16 protein-coding genes are annotated in these 16,126 nt (G+C 69.1%); 2 read left to right on the top strand and 14 right to left on the bottom strand.

From position 1 onward, the window contains the following. Positions 1-11: 11 nt before the first annotated feature. The 8 genes from ACZ6YV_RS17605 to ACZ6YV_RS17570 all read right to left on the bottom strand — a co-directional run bounded on the left by ACZ6YV_RS17605 (position 12) and on the right by ACZ6YV_RS17570 (position 8,464). A complete protein-coding gene (locus tag ACZ6YV_RS17605; RefSeq protein ID WP_465510591.1) occupies positions 12-644 on the bottom strand; it encodes an SGNH/GDSL hydrolase family protein in 633 nt (210 codons plus the stop codon). Further along, entirely contained in the window at positions 641-1,402 is a 762-nt protein-coding gene (locus ACZ6YV_RS17600; RefSeq protein ID WP_465510590.1) for a sugar phosphate isomerase/epimerase family protein, read from the bottom strand. The genes ACZ6YV_RS17605 and ACZ6YV_RS17600 overlap by 4 nt, the downstream gene beginning before the upstream one ends. Next, positions 1,399-2,436: a LacI family DNA-binding transcriptional regulator gene (locus ACZ6YV_RS17595; RefSeq protein ID WP_465510589.1), complete on the bottom strand. Its 1,038-nt coding sequence runs from the start codon at positions 2,434-2,436 to the stop codon at positions 1,399-1,401. The genes ACZ6YV_RS17600 and ACZ6YV_RS17595 overlap by 4 nt, the downstream gene beginning before the upstream one ends. Positions 2,437-2,534: 98 nt before the next feature. Continuing rightward, positions 2,535-3,977 carry a chondroitinase-B domain-containing protein gene (locus ACZ6YV_RS17590; RefSeq protein ID WP_465510588.1) on the bottom strand — a complete coding sequence of 481 codons (1,443 nt, stop codon included), beginning with the start codon at positions 3,975-3,977 and terminating at the stop codon, positions 2,535-2,537. Positions 3,978-3,990: 13 nt separating this feature from the next. Further along, on the bottom strand, positions 3,991-5,289 hold the full coding sequence (locus ACZ6YV_RS17585) for an alpha-L-fucosidase (RefSeq protein ID WP_465510587.1): 1,299 nt from the start codon (positions 5,287-5,289) through the stop codon (positions 3,991-3,993). Between the two features lie 30 nt (positions 5,290-5,319). Then, positions 5,320-6,186 carry a carbohydrate ABC transporter permease gene (locus tag ACZ6YV_RS17580; protein ID WP_465510586.1) on the bottom strand — a complete coding sequence of 289 codons (867 nt, stop codon included), beginning with the start codon at positions 6,184-6,186 and terminating at the stop codon, positions 5,320-5,322. Next, entirely contained in the window at positions 6,183-7,139 is a 957-nt protein-coding gene (locus ACZ6YV_RS17575; protein WP_465510585.1) for a carbohydrate ABC transporter permease, read from the bottom strand. The genes ACZ6YV_RS17580 and ACZ6YV_RS17575 overlap by 4 nt, the downstream gene beginning before the upstream one ends. Further along, positions 7,136-8,464, bottom strand: coding sequence for a sugar ABC transporter substrate-binding protein (locus ACZ6YV_RS17570; protein ID WP_465510584.1), 1,329 nt, complete (start codon positions 8,462-8,464; stop codon positions 7,136-7,138). Before ACZ6YV_RS17570 ends, ACZ6YV_RS17575 begins: the two co-directional genes overlap by 4 nt. 181 nt (positions 8,465-8,645) lie before the next feature. Between ACZ6YV_RS17570 and ACZ6YV_RS17565 the strand changes: the two genes are divergently transcribed. Continuing rightward, complete coding sequence (locus ACZ6YV_RS17565; protein ID WP_465510583.1) at positions 8,646-9,653, top strand: hydroxyacid dehydrogenase; 1,008 nt, start codon at positions 8,646-8,648, stop codon at positions 9,651-9,653. 359 nt (positions 9,654-10,012) lie between these two features. On the opposite strand, the gene ACZ6YV_RS17560 is transcribed toward ACZ6YV_RS17565, so the two are convergent. The 3 genes from ACZ6YV_RS17560 to ACZ6YV_RS17550 all read right to left on the bottom strand — a co-directional run bounded on the left by ACZ6YV_RS17560 (position 10,013) and on the right by ACZ6YV_RS17550 (position 11,921). Beyond that, entirely contained in the window at positions 10,013-10,294 is a 282-nt protein-coding gene (locus ACZ6YV_RS17560) for an acyl-CoA thioesterase (RefSeq protein ID WP_465510582.1), read from the bottom strand. Between the two features lies 1 nt (position 10,295). Next, positions 10,296-10,781, bottom strand: a complete 486-nt coding sequence (locus tag ACZ6YV_RS17555) for a DUF6130 family protein (protein ID WP_465510581.1) — start codon at positions 10,779-10,781, stop codon at positions 10,296-10,298. 372 nt (positions 10,782-11,153) lie between these two features. After that, positions 11,154-11,921 carry a S1 family peptidase gene (locus ACZ6YV_RS17550; RefSeq protein WP_465510580.1) on the bottom strand — a complete coding sequence of 256 codons (768 nt, stop codon included), beginning with the start codon at positions 11,919-11,921 and terminating at the stop codon, positions 11,154-11,156. Between the two features lie 95 nt (positions 11,922-12,016). Between ACZ6YV_RS17550 and ACZ6YV_RS17545 the strand changes: the two genes are divergently transcribed. After that, the gene (locus ACZ6YV_RS17545; RefSeq protein ID WP_465510579.1) at positions 12,017-13,123 is read left to right on the top strand and encodes a LysR family transcriptional regulator; all 1,107 of its coding nucleotides are present in this window, start codon (positions 12,017-12,019) and stop codon (positions 13,121-13,123) included. Here the strand turns inward: ACZ6YV_RS17545 and ACZ6YV_RS17540 are convergent. The 3 genes from ACZ6YV_RS17540 to ACZ6YV_RS17530 are packed head-to-tail and all read right to left on the bottom strand — an operon-like array spanning position 13,004 to position 15,971. After that, entirely contained in the window at positions 13,004-13,960 is a 957-nt protein-coding gene (locus tag ACZ6YV_RS17540; protein WP_465510578.1) for a LysR family transcriptional regulator, read from the bottom strand. The two genes, ACZ6YV_RS17545 and ACZ6YV_RS17540, sit on opposite strands and share 120 nt — an antisense overlap. Before the next feature lie 41 nt (positions 13,961-14,001). Next, positions 14,002-14,643, bottom strand: coding sequence for a sigma-70 family RNA polymerase sigma factor (locus ACZ6YV_RS17535; RefSeq protein WP_465510577.1), 642 nt, complete (start codon positions 14,641-14,643; stop codon positions 14,002-14,004). After that, a complete protein-coding gene (locus ACZ6YV_RS17530; protein WP_465510576.1) occupies positions 14,628-15,971 on the bottom strand; it encodes an alpha-lytic protease prodomain-containing protein in 1,344 nt (447 codons plus the stop codon). Before ACZ6YV_RS17530 ends, ACZ6YV_RS17535 begins: the two co-directional genes overlap by 16 nt. Positions 15,972-16,126 lie beyond the last annotated feature (155 nt).

Raw genomic sequence — 16,126 nt, 5'->3', positions numbered from 1 at the left:
AACTGTAGCCGCTACGACAGCGGGACCTCCTCGACCGGCGCACCGGCCGCCGCGAGCCAGGCCTCGGCGAGCAACCGGTGGCCGAGCGGGCTCGGGTGGACACCGTCCGGTGCCAGCGTCGCCGCCCCGTGCTCGGCCGCCGCGCGCGGCATGAACAGATCCGCGCGGATCAGCCGGGCGCCGAACTCGGTGGCCACGTCGATGGCGGCTTCGATCCGGGGCGCCAGATCGCCGATCCAGGCATCCTGCTCCGGCTCCACCGGCAGCAGGAACGGGGTGATCACGTACAACTCGGCAGGGAGGTGCTGCCGCGCACTGGCCAGCAGCCGGGTGTAGGCGGCGCGGAACTTCCCGATCGGGCTCGGCAGGCCGCGGTCGAACGTCCGCCAGGTGTCGTTGATGCCGATCTTCACGGTCAGCACCGTGGGGCGCGCCGCGAGGACGTCGGTGGTCCAGCGGGCTTCGAGGTCGTAGATCCGGTTGCCGTTGAGCCCCCGGTTGAGTACCTCCGGCCCGTCGCCGAGGAGGTCCGCGATCCGGCGGACGTAGCCCTTGCCCAGTGCCGCCGGATCGGTGCGGTCGCGGCTGGAGTCGGTGATGGAGTCGCCGGCGAACAGCAGCCTGTCGGCTTCGGTGAACCTCACGCGCCCGCCTCGATCAGCTTCCGCAGGGAGTCGGCCTCGCCGGGGATCAGGTCCGGATCGTTGTCCGGGACGAACTCCAGCAGCGCGTCGAGCGGCCGCCCGGCCTTCGCGAGCAGCCCGAACGCGCGCGTCCACAACTCGGTCCTGGCTGTCAGCGGATGCCGCTCGTTGCTGGGCCACCACGAGAACACGTGCACCGCGCGCACCCGGTCGAGGACCAGTTCCAGCCCCGCCAGCGCCTGCTCGTCGGGCAGGTCCTGCGGTGGCTGCCAGTAGGTGCCGAGATTGTCGCGGCCGACCTCTTCGAGCAGCCGGACGGTCGATTCGGCGGTGTCGGTCAGCGTTCCGCCGTGGAACTCCAGCGCGACTTCCAGCCCGTGCTCGCTCGCGACGTCGGCGGCCTCGCGGAGACCGGTGACGACCTGCTCACGCTCCTCGGGGTCGACGTCCTCGGAACCGGCCTTGCCCGCCCACACCCGGATCCGCGAGGCGCCGAGCCGGACGGCGGTGGCGGCGATGTCGCCGAACTTGCCTGCTTCCATCGGGGTGGCGCGGAAGTAGGACCCGTACGAATCGCAGGTCAGCCCGTGCCGTGCCGTGGCTTCGAACGCGCGGTCGGCCGCCCAGTCGTCACCGGGGCGGACATGGACGTCGGCGCCCCACTCGATCACCTGCAGTCCCGCGTTCGCGGCACGGTCGGCGACCTCGTCGGCGTCCAGCCGCCGCAGCGTCACCGAACACAGTCCGGGGCGGATCATCGTTCCTCCAACGGTTGAGTGCTTTCCCGCAGTACGACCTCGCCGGTGATCGGCTTGACACGGGGACTGTCCGCGCGGTGGTCGAGGATGAAGTCGAGGGCTTGTTCGCCCATCCGCTCGATCGGGACGCGCACGGTGGACAGCGAAGGCCTTATGTCGCGCAAGGTGATGATGTCGTCGAAGCCCGCGATCGCGATGTGCTCCGGTACGTCGAGGCCGTGGTCGCGGCAGGCGGCCATCGCGCCGACGGCCATCACGTCGTTGACCGCGAAGACACAGCCTCGGAAGCCGTTCTCCAGCGCTCGCACCATCGCCGCGTAGCCGCCGTCGCGGGTGAACTCCGCGTGCAGGACGTGGTTGGCTGGCATGGAGACGCCGTGGTGGGCGAGGCCGTCGCGGAATCCCAGGACGCGATCGCGCGAGGTCAGCAGTCCGGGCGGCCCGGCGAGCACGAGGAAGTCGCGGTGCCCGAGTCCGGTGAGCCGTCCGGCCAGCGCCGCCGCCCCGGGCCCGTTCTCCAGCATGACGGTGTCGAAAGGCAGCTTCCGCTGCCCGATCACCACGACCCGGCCGTCGGCGGCCTCGAAAGCCTTGAGTTCCTTGGTCAGATTCCGTTGCAGGGCACTGTCCTCGTTGCGCGACCCGGCCAGGATGACCGCCCGCGCCCGTTGACCCCGCAACGTCGTGACGTACTCGAGTTCTTTCTCCGGCCGGTTTTCGGTGCTCGCGATGGTGACCGTCAGACCGTGCCGGGCGGCCACGCGCATGACGCCGGACGCGATCGAGGAGAAGTAGGGGTCGACGATGTCGTGCACCAGCAGCCCGACGACGTTGCCGCGGCCGCGGGCCATCGCCTGCGCGGGCACGTTCGCCGTGTACCGCAGCCGTTCCGCGGCCCGCAGCACCGATTCCCGAAGATTCCCGCTGACCTGCCTGGTCCCGCCGTTGAGCGCTCTCGACGCCGTCGCGAGCGACACTCCCGCCTCACGGGCGACGTCGGCCAGGGTGGCCGAACCCGCTGCGCGCTGCGGCATGGGTTCCTCCTCGGTGGTGCGGTGGGCTCACGCCGGCGTGGGCTGACGCCGGCGTGAGCCCGGCTCTGTTGTCGACCGCCTGGATGTCGACCGCCCGGCTACGGAGCGCCGGGGCCGACGTCCGTGGGGTTGAGCGGCCGGTTGGTGATGGCGGCCGTCGAGTACTCGTCCGCCCCGACGTCACGCTTGCTGCCGCGAGCCTGAGCGTCGATGTCCACCGTGACCGGTGCGGTCGACAGGGTCGCCGCGTCGATCGCCGGGCTGCCCGCGGCGAGCCGCGAGACCCCGTCGGTGCCCTGCACGAGCTTCGGGTCGACCCGCTGGAAAGTGCCGGCCGGGATGTTCCCGTTCCCGCCCGAACCCCACAGGATGTTGCCCGACCACGTGAAGTTGCCCGTGGTGCTCATCGTGACCAGGTCGCCGTTGCTGCCGACGAAGAGGTTGTCCGAGATCGTGCAGTCGCGCGGTTCGATCGTCCGTTTGGTCTCGCCGGAGAGCGTGCCGCCGTTGTTCAGCAGCGTGTTGTGCGCGATGAGCACGCGGTCCGCCGCGTCGTTGCCGCGCCGTGATTCCTTTGATTCGCCAGGGAAGTGGTCCCGAACGGAGCCGCTGCCGACGACCAGCGCGCTGCTGGACAGTCCGGCGATGTAGTTGTTGAGGATCTTGTGGTCGTTGCCGTAGATCCGGATGCCTTCCTTGCCGCCGATGATGAAGTTGGATTCGACGACGGTCTTGTTCCCGTGGCGCAGCACGATGCCGCCCAGGCTGTTCCGGATGGTGTTGTTGCGGATGAAGTTGCCCGACGACTTGACCGAGATCGCCTCCGGGTCGCCGTTGGCGCGTTCGAACAGGTTGTACTCCACCGTGGCGCCGGCGGTGCTCAGCGCACGCGGGCTGACGCCGAGCCGGATCGGCTCGCCGCCGTTGTCGCCGGGGAAGGTGTGGTCGGAGAAGTAGTTCCGCAGGACGTGGACGCCCGTCGCCATCTTGTCTTCGTCCGCGCCCTCGATGCAGAGCATGACGCCGAGCGTCGTCTTGTTGTGGAAGTGGTTGCGGTCGACCTTGCTGTAGTCGGCGCGGACCATCACCCAGTGCAGGTTCGGGAGGTCGGCCAGCTGGAAGTCGTTGCGGGTCAGGCGGATCCGCGAACAGTTCGGCGGGATCTCCAGCGTGGTGCTCTGCCGGAAATTGAACCCGCTGAGCGTGACGCCGGTGGAGTCGTCGAAGACGAAGCTCTGCTCGCCGTTCAGCGTCACCCCGCCGGTGGACTGGGCGACGATGGTGATCGGCTGGTCCTTGGTGCCGCGCCTGCCGGTGATGGTGATCGGCTTGCCCGTCGGCACGGTGTAGGTGCCGTTGTTCACGGTGATGACCGCACCGGCGGCGGCCGAGTTGATGGCGCTCTGGAGTTCAGTCAGCGAACTGACGTTCAGAGCGCACAGACCGTTCGGCCTGGCCGACGCCGTTCCGGCGGTGACCCAGGGGACGGTGACCAGCGCGGCGCCGAGAGTGGCGCCGGTGAGGAACCTTCTGCGATCCATGATGCCTCCGTGCTCAATCGGTGGGGAGGGTTTCCGCGGCGGCGGGGCTGGTGAGGAACAGTTCGATCACCGGGACCGGGGTGTCCGGTTTCCGGATGGGGAGCTTGAGGGTGAGCGTGCCTTCCGGCTGCCCGCCCATCTGGGTGTTCTGCGCGGTCTGCCCGGGATCCGTGTGCACCTGCCGGATTTCCGAGGCGTCGTCGAGCAACTGGGCGTAGCGCACCCGCCCGGCCATCCCCGGCAGGTGGACGTGGTTCATCGGCCAGCTGAAGAGGTGCAGGTAGAGCCGGTCTCCGCGCTGGGTGTAGCGGCCGTCGGCGGGGGCGGTGAACTCCGAGGGGCCGCAGCCGCGGATGGAGCGTTCGTGCCGGTCCATCCAGCGGCCGAGTTCGGCGAGCACCTCGTGCGCCCGGGGGTCGATCTCGCCCCGGCCGTTCGGTCCGACGTTGAGCAGCAGGTTGCCGTCCTTGGACACGCCGTCGACGAGCATCCGGATGAGCAGTTCAGGGCTCTTGTAGTCGAGGTTGTCGCGGTCGTAACCCCAGCTGCCGTTGAGGGTCTGGCACGCCTCCCACACCACCGGGACACCGTCGCGGGTCATCGGCCCGGACGGCTGGTACTGCTCCGGGGTGATGAAGTCGCCGGGGATGCCGGTCCGGTCGTTGATCAGGATGCCGGGCTGCAGTTCGCGGATCATCGCGAGCAGGGCGGGGGAGTCCCAGTCGTCCGGTCCCTTGCCGCCCCACCATTCCTTGCGGCCCTTGTAGGAGAAGTCGAAGAACAGGTAGTCGATCTTGCCGAAGCGGGTGAGCAGTTCGCGGACCTGGCCGTGCAGGTAGAGCTGGTACTCGGCGATGTCGGCGTACTGGTGCGCCGCGATGTACTCCTGGTCGTCACGACGGGGATGGGTGCCGTCGACGGGGAACGCCGGGTGGTGCCAATCGATCAGCGAATGGTAGAAGCCGACCTTCAAGCCTTCTTCGCGGCACGCGTCGACGAACGGCTCGAGCAGATCCTGGCCGTACGGCGTGTTCGTCACCTTGAAGTCGGTGAGATCGCTGTCCCACAGGCAGAAACCGTCGTGGTGCTTGGTGGTCAGCACGACGTAGGTCATGCCGGCTGCCTTCGCGGCCCGCGCCCACGAACGAGGGTCGTACTTGTCCGGTTCGAAGTGGTCGAAGTAGACGCGGTACTGCTCGTCGGTCAGCTTTTCGCGGTTCTGCACCCATTCGTGCCGGGCGGCCAGGGAATACAGTCCCCAGTGGACGAACATCCCGAACCGGTCGTGCGTGAACCAGGCGGTGGAACTCACTTCAGGATCGCTCCTTGAGAATGGGGTGGGTCAGCCCTTCAGCGCGCCCGAGGCGAGGCCGCGGACGAACGAACGCTGGAAGAACAGGAACGCGGCGACCGAGGGCAGCAGCGCCAGCAGCGACGCCGCCATGATCACGCCGGGCGTCACGTCCGCGTCGATGCGCAGAGTGCGCAGGGCCAGCGGCAGCGTGTAGGTCGAGGCGTCGGACGAGACCAGCATCGGCAGCAGGTACTGGTCCCAGATCATCGTGAAGCCGAAGACCCCGATCACGCCGAGCGCGGGCTTGCACATCGGCAGGATGATCTGCGCGAAGATCCGCAGATCCCCGGCGCCGTCGATGCGCGCCGCCTCTTCGAGTTCGCGAGGGACGTCCTTCATGAACTCGGTCATCACCAGGATCGAGAACGCCCACGCGCCCAGCGGCACGATCATCCCGGCGAGGCTGCCGATCAGGTTGATGTGCACCAAGGGAAGATCCGACAGGATCAGCGACAGCGGGATCGCGAGGATCTCCTCCGGCAGCATCAGCGTCGCCAGGATCGCGACCAGCACGAAGGTCATGAAGCGGAACTTCTTGCGCGCCAACGCGTAGCCGGCCAGCACCGAGATGACGACCTGCAGCAGCAGGCCGAAGCCGACCACCAGGAACGAGTTGAGCAGGTACAGCCCGACACCCTTGTCGAACGCGATGCCGAAGTTCTCCAAGGTGGGGCTCGACGGGATGACGCTCAGCGCCGTCGGGTCGGACACGTCGCTGAACGAACTGACCAGCAGCGCCAGCAGCGGGCCCGCGAACACCATCAGCAGCAGGGCGTACACGGTGTACTTCAGGATCCGTCCGCCCGGCGACTTGACGGCGTCGAGGCCGAGCGCCGAATCGTTGGCCGCGGTCATGCGTCTCGCCTCCGTCGAAGCACCTGGACGAACAGCGTCAGCACGAGCGTCGCGAGGAACAGCAGGACCGCTCCCGCCGCGCCGACGCCCAGCCGGTTCTGTTCCAGGCCGAGTTTGTAGATCAGGGTCATCGCCACCTCGGTCGAGCCGTTCGGCCCGCCGTTGGTCAGCAGGAACACCTCGGTGAACACCCGCAGGCCGCGGATCGCCGCGAGGACGAACAGGATCGAGAACACCGACCGCAGGCCCGGCAGCGTCACGTGGAGGATCTTGCGCCAGCGCCCGGCACCGTCCACAGTGGCCGCTTCGTAGAGCCCCCGGTCGATGCCTGCCAGGCCCGCGAGGAAGATCATCATGTCGTACGGCGCGCCGCGCCAGATCCCGGTGACGATGACCGAGACCATCGACGTGTCGGGATCGTTGATGAACCCGGACGGCCCCAGCCCGACCATGCCGAGGATGGAGTTCAGCATCCCGTCCTCGGTCGGGTGGTACATGATCCGCCAGAGTTCGGCGACCACCGCGATCGGCACGACCACCGGCAGGAACGCCGCCGACCGCAGGAACTTCAGCCGCTTGCTCTGGCCCTCCATCAGCAGGGCGAGCGCGAGGCCGATGACCATCGACCCCACGGTCTGCCCGATCGCGATCACGACGGTGTGCCAGATCGCGGAGTGGAACGCCTCGTCACCGAGGACGGTGCTGTAGTTCTGCCCGCCGACCCACTGGTTGCCCAGGTACGGCTGGACGTCCTGGAAGGACATCGTCACCGCGGTGATCATCGGGATGAACTTGAAGTACACGAACAGGATCAGGGCGGGGGCCAGGAACAGCCACGGCGTCCACCACTTCCCGTCGCGGTCGCTGCGCCTGCGGGCCTTCGGCGCGGACGCCCGCTTGGCGGCGGGACGGTCCGCGCCGACGGCCGCCGGCTTGGCGTGATCTACGGTCATGAGGCGCTGATCCCCTGTTGCTGCAAGGTCGCGGTGAGCTTGGTGTCGAGTTTGGACAGTTCCGCCTTGGTGTCGAGCTTGCAGTCGGCGACGAGCGCGCTGACCGTGTCGGCGGTGTCCTGGCGGACCGGCGTCCAGTTCGGGATGGACGGTGCGTAGTGGCCCGACTTGGCATAGATCTCGGCGTAGGTCTTCCACCGCGGGTCCGAGCGGACCTGGGTGATGTCGACGTTCTTGTTCACCGGGAGCTGCACGATGAAGGCCGATTCGCCCTCCATGCCGATCTTCTGGCCGTCGGCCGAGATCGCGAAGTCACCGAAAGCGTCCTGCCCGGCCTGGTTCGGGGAGCCGGCCATCATGAAGATCGACAGGCCCTCGGCCAGGACGTCGGCGTTCTTGGCGCCCTTCGGCATCGGGACGACCTCGTACTTGTCCTTGCCGAGCGACTTGTCGAAGCGCGGCAACAGATACGGGCCGACGACGTACATCCCGGCCTTGCCCGCTTCGAAGGTCTCGTTGGTCGCGGGGGTCGGCATGGTGACCGAACCGGGCTGGATGGCGTTGTCCTTGCAGCCGAGGTCGCGGAAATACTGCACCGCGGCCACGGATTCCGGCGTGCTCATCGACGGCTTGTACTTGCCGCCGCCTGCCTCGGTGATGAAGTCGCCGCCCCCGGCCCACAGGAAGTTGGAGAAGTACCAGGAGGCGTAGCCCCGCTTGGTCGACAGCGTCGCGTTCAGTCCCGCGGTGTCGTTCTTCCCGTTGCCGTCGGGGTCGCCGGTGGTGAAGGCCTTGGCGAGGTCCGCCAGTTCGGCCCAGCTCTGCGGGACGCTCTTGCCGAGCTTCTCGCGCCAGTCCTTGCGGATCAGCAGCGCCGAAGCCTGCGCGCTGTAAGGCAGGCCGTACAGCTTGCCGTCCGGGGTCTGGTTCGACTTGAGCGCCTGCTCGGTGAGCTCCGAGGCGTGCTTGATCTTGCCCTGGTCGACCTCGCGGACGAGACCCTGGCTCTTCAACGTGCCGACCTGCGTGACGTCGTTCATCACGATGTCCGGCAGGTCGCGCTGGGCGGCGCGCTGGGCCAGCTTCGTCTCGAAGTCGTCGAAGATCGCGGTGACCTGCACCTTGAATCCCGTGGCCCTCTCGAAGGCTTCCGCGAGCCGTTTGGTGGCCTGCTCCCCGGCGCCGCCGGGGGTCGTCCGGGTCCACAGTTCCAAAGGTGCCTTGGTGTCCTGCGCGACGTTCGTTCCGGCGGGGCCTGCCGAGCAGCCCGAAATGACCAGCGCTGAGACTGTGAGTCCCACGCCGATCCACCGCGATTTACGCATCGCTTCTCCTGTTCACTGTGGACCACGCTGTCTACTCCGGAGGGACGGTAAGCGCTTTCCCGGTGTGCGGTCAATGGTCCGATGATTACGAATTTCAATCGGCCGGGTTTGCCTCTGTGTGGGACTGGCCGCGCGTGGACCGGGTTAAGCATCCGATGTATGGTCGCCGACGGAGGTAGGGATGACCGAGCTGCAACACCGGCCGACGGCACTTCTCGTGATGGAGGAACGCCGCCGCGACGACGTTTACCCCGAGGCGGTGCTGAAGGAGATCGGATCGCTGGTGGACCTGCGTGAGCCGGTCACCCGTGAGCGACTGGCGGAGGACCCGGCGGCCCTGGAAGGCGTTGAAATCCTGTTGTCCGGCTGGGGTGCCCCGGTGCTGGATTCCGTCCTCTTGGGACACGCGCCGGACCTGCGTGCCGTGCTGGTCGCCGCCGGATCGGTCCGACCGCTGACCACGCCCGAGTTCTGGGCGCGCGAGCTCCCGATCGTGTCCGCCGCGGCCGCGAACGCCATCCCGGTCGCCGAGTTCACCCTGGCCCAGGTCCTCTTAGGACTCAAACAGGTGCACCGGATCTCTCGTGAGATCCGCGAGCGGAAGGCCTACCCGCCGGACCCGAGGGTCGCCGGGGCGTACCGATCACGGGTCGGCCTGCTCGGTCTCGGCGAGATCGGTGCTCTCGTCGCGTCGCATTTGCGTGGTTTCGATGTGGAAGTGCTGGCGAGCGACCCCGTCGTCGACGCGGCTACCGCCGAGAGCCTGGGCGTGCGGTTGGTGGGCCTGGACGAGCTGTTCGCCACCTGCCCCGTGGTCAGCCTGCACGCGCCGCTGCTCCCGGAGACCGAGGGACTGGTGAACGGGGAGCTGGTGGACAGGATGGGCATCGGCGCGACCCTGATCAACACCGCCCGCGGAGCCGTTGTCGACGAGCCGTCGGTCATCCCCGTGCTGGGCGAGCGCCCGGACCTCACGGCGATCCTCGACGTCACCTGGCCGGAACCGCCCGCGCCGGACTCGCCGCTGTACACACTGCCGAACGTGGTGCTCACCCCGCATCTGGCCGGCGCGCTGGGCGCCGAGCGCGCGCGGATGGGCGAGCTCGTCGCGGAGGAGCTGCGGCGGTTCGTGCTCGGGCAGCCGCTCCAGTACGCCGTCGCGCCGGACCGGGCTCATCTGCGGGCTTAACCTGGCGAGGTGACACTCGCTTTTCGGGAGATCGGTCTCCCTGCCGGCGTACCCGTGGTCCTGCTGCACGCCTTGGGCAGCAAATCGGGCACTTGGGACGTACTCGCTCGAGGCGATGGTGCGTGACCGTCCGTTCGGCTGGCTCCGCGGTTAGTCCTCTGAATGCGAATGTATAACGCCCTATACCGCGCGGCGTCGGCCAGATCGCGATCGAGAGGTGACCGAGCGTGACCCGTGTGTGGAAACAGGGACACTCAACGTCTCTATTTCCACACACCTCTCGCCCTGGACAAGGTCCGGGTTTCAGAGGCGGCCGGGATCGGTCGCCAGCGTGGTGATGGCGCGCCGCGGGTCTTCGGTCAGCCGCCGGGTCTTGTGTGGACGCGCCAGGTCTTCCCGGAGCCGAAATCGGGTTCGACGGAGATCGTGACCTCGTCGCCGAACCTGACCTCGCTCAGGTAGTTGATCCGCGCTTCGAGAAGTACCGGGCCGAAGTCGCCTTGTACGAAGGTGACTCCGGCCTGCCGCAGATAGGAGACCCGGGCCCGGTCCGCCCAGTCGTGATAGGCGAGAGCGGTGACGTGGCCGTTGAAGTCGGTGTCGGCCCGGCGCGGGGTCAGGGTCACGGTGAAGGTCGCCATCTCAGTGGTGTCCGCTTTGGGCGGTCACGACGAAGTTCACGGTCTTCTCGTCGAGGATCTTGTGCGTCGGGTCGGCCAGGCCGATCCACACCTTGTGCGGACCCGGCGGCAGCGACTGGATGATGAGCGGTTCGCCGCTGCCGTCCGCCCAGTGCCACGCCGCGTCGTCGACGGTCACGTGGATGTGGCCGATCCGGGGCGAGACGTCGAGGGCGGCGGGGCCGTACACCGGGACGATCCGGAGGTTTTCCGCCCGGTAGCGCAGTACGACCAGGCCCATCGCGAGCTGTTCGGGCAAGGGCGCGTCCACGACCAGCGAAGGCTTCGGCTGCGAGGGCAGGGGCACCACGGGGGCGGGCGACCAGTCGGCGGCGACGGCGGCAGGGGGAGCGGGTGCCGGTGCGGCGGATGGGGGAGCACTGCAGGCGGCGGACAAGGCGACGGCGACCAGAGTGGCGGTGACGGCGAATTTCCCAAGGGCGGGCATGGAAATCACGCTAGGCCGGGCGACGGGCGCGCGGCGCCCGTCGGGTGACGTCATCGCTGTACGTCGTCGTGACACTTTCCGGTGATCAGCAGGTGAACCACGGTGATCCGTGGAATATCAGGGACAACGAGCGGGGGGCGGAAGATCTCCGCGGTTCTCCGCGTCGTGTGCCGTCGACCTGTTGGGCGTCCCGGTGGGCTGCCTGGAGACCGACGAAGTGCACGCGACCCCTATCTGTCAGTACGTGATGACCGGATTTGGGCTGGGGCTCGGCTGCATCCAGCGCTGAACGGGGACCGGGTGGGCGTCCCTGCGAGGCACCCACCCGGCTCCCCTTCCCGGTGCGGCTCACCGGTCACCGCACCGGGAAGATCAGGCTCCGGTGACCGAGGCGATCCACTGCCGGTGCGCGACGACATCGGTGTAGATCGTGTCGCCGGTACCGCACGTCGAGCTGTTGTGGCCCGCCCGGCTGGTCGCGCCGGCCAGTGCGCCCTGGACGACCAGCGGTCCGCCGGAGTCGCCGTAGCAGGCGGTCTGATTGGTCGTGCTGTAGACGCACAGCTCGGTCGCCCCCTGGAAGCCCGCCTGACAGCGGCTGTCCGGATCGATACGGGTGTTGAGCTGCTTCAGGTTCGCAGGCGGCCTCGATTCACAACCGCGCTGCGGGCAGGTCTGGCCCCAGCCGTACAGCGTGACGCCGGTCCCGGACGCGGGCGAGCTGCCCGCGATCTGGATCGGAGTGTTCTGCACCGGCTGCGCGAGCCGCACCAGCGCGATGTCGTTCGGTCCGGGCTGTCCACTGTAGTTCGGGTGCTTGATCATGCGCGACGCCGAGGTCAGGACTCCGCCGGACTGCCAGGTCTTCGACCCGATGCGCAGCCGCAGCGCCTGCTGTGGGATGCAGTGCGCCGCGGTCACCACCCACTGCGAGGCGATGAGCGAGCCGCCGCAGCCGTGGCTGCCGTTGATCTGCAGGGAAGCGATCCACGGGAAGTCGCCGGACGCCTGCCCGCCGCCGACGATGGTCGGGCCGACCTGTCCCGGTTCCTGGGCCGCCACCGGCGTTGACACGGACAGTGCCGCCGCGCCCGCGACCAGCGGGATCAGAGCGACGCGTAGCAGGGTACGCAGTCTCATGGGGAGTCCTCCTCGACATTGAAGGGGATGTGTGGGAATCACCCTCGCCGCATCGGGGCTTCCGGAGAACTCCCGTCTTTGTATAGCGTTCGTCTATGGAACTGGGGTTCCGGCAGTTGCGGGTGGTCCGCGCCATCGCCGAGACGGGGACGCTGTCGGCCGCCGCGGCCGCGCTCGGCCTGACCCAGCCCACCGTCACCGAATGCCTGTGTCGGGCGGAACGCGTCGCCGGCGGTCCGCTGTTCCACCGGGACCGGCGCGGCGCGCGGATCACGCCGCTGGGCGAGCTGGTGGTGAGCCACGCCCGCGGTGTGCTCGACGAGCTGGCCCGGCTCGAGACCGCTTTGGGCAGAAACCGGTACGGCACGCTTCCCGATCCCGTCCGGGTCTGCGGCATCCCCGGCCAGCTGGTGGGAAACCTCGCCGTGGCCGTGCCGCGGACGCTGTCCACCGGCGTCGAGGTCCGGGGCGCCTTGAGTGTCCCGGCGGCGCTGGACCTGCTCGCCGACCATCGGCTCGAAGCGCTCGTCGTGGTCGATTTCCCGGGCCATGTCCACGATCCGCCGCCGGAGGTCGGGCGCGCGACGGTCGCGACGGAACCGCTGTTCGTGGCCGTCGCCGAGCATCACCGCCTCGCGGGCCGCTCCGAGATCGCGTTGGAGGAGCTGGCCGGCGAACACTGGCTGAGCGTCGCCGACACCGCGGACCTCGACGACACGGAGTTCACCGGCTACCTCGACGGCGTGTGCCGGGCGGCCGGGTTCGCCCCCGCGATCCGTACCCTGCCGGCGAGTGTCTGCGCGCAGCTGTGCGAACTGGGCGAGGCCGTCCTGCCGATGGTGCCCGGCGCCCGGCGCCGCAGTGGGATCGAGATCATCCCTTTGCGCGGCACCCCGCTGCGCATGACGACCAGGCTGTACTGGCACGAGCGCGGGCCGTTGTCGGGCGACGCTGTCCGCGTGCTGTGGGAAGAACTCGTGCGGGCGCAGCACGCCGTCATGGAGATCCCGGATCGGTACCGCGCCTGGCTTGCCGACAATCCACAATGGACGACCACTGTGGACTCGTTCGAAGAGGCGAGGTCAGGTGCCGAGCCAGCCGGGGTTGGCCGCAGCCCACTCCGGCAGGCGATGCCGGATCGCGGCCAGCTCGGCGATGGCGTGCACGAGGCCGGCGCGGACCGTGGGGACGTCGACCGATGAGCCGTCGCGCCACAGCAGAAGATGCCGGGTCCGCAGCGGTACACCCCGCAGGGCCACCACGGAACCGGGCATCGTGGACCCGGAGTCGAGGGACTGGGCCAGCGCCACCGCGCGGGGATCACGCCGGACGGTCTGCCGCAGCACCATCGGTTCCAGCTCCTGCACGGTGATCGTGCCGAGGCCCGCCCTGGCACACTGGTCCGTCAGGTGATCGTGGAACTCGTCGTCCCCGCCCGCCACTGCCAGCCAGGCCGATCCGGCGAGCTCCGCCAGCGACACCTCGCCGAGCCCGGCGACGGGATGCTCCGGGGACACGATCACGAAGACCGGCTCCGTCCCGACGGGAAGCAGATGGACGCCGTCCGGCGGGACGATCTCCTGACCGGGGTGGTCCACATACAGCGCCAGTTCCACCGTGCCGTCGAGAAGCGCGGAGAACAACGCGGTCCTGCTGGTCATCGCGAGCAGTTCGACCGGACGGCCGGGGGCGGCCGCGGCGACCACGCCGCTCAACGTCTCGGCGAAGACCGTGGGGAGCGCGCCGATCCGGAGCAGGCCCTCGGACGGCGCGCGGTGGAACCGGCGGATCGCCAGGTCGAGGTCGTCCGCCGCGGCCAGGACCCGCCGTGCGTGGTTCAGGAGCACCTCGCCCAGCGCGGTGGGCCGCACGCCGTGCCGGTCCCGTTCGAACACCGTCCGTTCCAGTGCCCGCTCGACCCGGTGGAGCTGCGCGCTGAGCGCGGGCTGGGACAGCCCGAGGGCGGTCGCGGCCTTCGCGATGCTGCCCGCCGACGCGATCGCGTCGAGGAGGCGCAGATGCCGGACGTCGATTTCCACCGGCCAAGTATGGCCGTCCCCGGGGCCGATCAGGGGGCTGATCACAGGTCGTCCTCGCTGATGATCGTGCGGAGCTTGTGCAGGGCGCGGTGCTGGGCGACCCGGACCAGGCCGGGGCTCACCCGCAGGACCGCGCCTGTCTCGGGCGCCGACATGCCGACGGTGATCCGCAGCCGGATGATCTCCCGCTGGATGTCGGGCAGGGCGCTCATCAGCCGGGTCAGCCGGTCGTGGCCGTCGGCGGCGAGGGCGTGCCATTCGGGCTCGTCGGGCTCGGGTGCCGTTCGGTCGGGCGGGTCGGGCGTGGGTTCGGATCTGTCCCGCGCTCGCCGCCGGAAGGCAGCGGCGACCTTCCGGGCGGCGATCCCGAGGACGGCGGTGAGGAAGGAACCGCCGGTGGCCCGGGCAGTGGGAAGCGCGGTGAGCACGGCGAGGCAGGTCTCCTGCGCGACGTCCTCCGCGGCGACCACCCGCACGTCGGTCCCGCCCATCCGGCTCCGGCAGTAGCTCGCGACCACCGGCTGGACGATGCTCATCAACTCGTTCGTGGCCACGGGGTCGCCACGGCTGGCGCGGGGGACGAGGGATTCGAGATCCGCTGTCAGCGCGCCGTCGTCAGGGGGCGGAACCGCCCCCGGCGAAGTGAGGTCACCGGGGGCGGTCCAGGTCAGGCGAGTTCCCAAAGCGCGGGCACGTTCGGCGGTTCCCAGCCGGGCATGGAGGTGTGCGGCTGGATCACCCGGTAGTTGCTGCCGCCGTAGGTGGCTGTCGCGCCGGAGCCGTAGTAGGTGTACGGCGCCCAGGTGCCGCCCGGCGGGTTCGACGTCGTCGGACCGGTCGGGGTGGTGGTCGTGGTCGGCTGGCTGGTGCTGGTCGGCCCGCCGCCGCTGACGGTCAACCGCAGGCCGTAGACGCTCAGGATCTCCGAGATCGGCTGGAAGTAGGTCGTGCCGCCGGAGCTGCAGTTGCCGGAGCCACCGGAGGTGACGCCCTGCGCCTGGTCACCGCTGATCCACGAACCGCCGGAGTCACCGGGCTCGGCGCAGGCGTTGGTCCGGGTCAGGCCGGTGATGGTGCCTTCGGGATAGGTGACCGAGGCGTTCTTCTGCAGGATGGTGCCGCAGTGCCAGCCCGTGGTGGAACCGGAACGGCAGACCGAGCCGTTGAGCGCGGCCTCGGTCGAACCGGCCACCGGCACGGTGCCGGGGTAGCGGTTGACCAGCGCGCGCGGGGTGTTGCCCGCGTCGGCGCGGACCCAGGCGTAGTCGTTGCCGGGGAAGCTCGAACCGGCGACGCTCCCGCTCGGGTTCGACGTGCGGGTCCCGGCGGTGCCACAGTGGCCGGCGGTCACGAAACCGCCGTCGACCGCGAAGCCGATGGAGCAGCGGCCCGAGCCGAACGTGTAGGCGTTGCCGCCGATGATGTCGATCAGCGCGCGTGGCTGCTCGGTGCTGGCCTCGATCCGGACGAGATCGGCCTGCACGCCGGATTCGGCGGCCCAGGACTTCGCGGCGGCCTCGCCACCGGCGGTGGCCAGCACGACGACGGAGTTGGTGACGACGTCGGTGTACCAGCCGGGCACGGTCTTCGGTGCCTTCGTGGACTTGGCGTCCAGCCGCAGTTTCGCCGAGTCGAGGTCGGCGGAGCTACGGCTGACGGTCTTCGCGGTCGCGCCCGCGGCGCGCACCAGGTCGGCCTGGGCGGCGTCGGTGACGGCCACGGTGAGCGTGGTCCCGGAGGCGTCCAGCCAGGATCCGGCGTACGACGTGCCGAGCTGCCTCTTCAGTGTGCTGTCGGCGATCGCGGCGCGCTGCTCGCCCGCGAGCCGGAGCTTCGCCTGCTCGGGGCTGATCTTCAGGTCGCGGGACAACGCGGCCAGCATTTCGGACTGCGCCTGGTCACCGGAGGTGGCTTGCTGACCGGCACTCGCGCTGGGGGTGAGGGCGATGGCGGTGATCAAGCCTGCCCCGGTTATGGCCGCTGCTGTCGCGGCTAAGATCTTTCTGTTCATTTCAACGCTTTCCTCGAAACGGGCGGGGGAGGGGGATTCGTCCCCGACCGTACGAGGCGCATCACTCGACTGGTACATACCATTTGGGTCATATCCCCCGGCTTGAGCGCTGGGTGATATGGCGGCCGGTCGTCCTGATCCAGTACGTGATTCCG

The organism is Amycolatopsis sp. NPDC102522 (assembly GCF_055584485.1).
The sequence above is the reverse complement of the archived record's forward strand: the minus strand, read 5'-3'. Positions and strand labels throughout refer to the sequence as shown.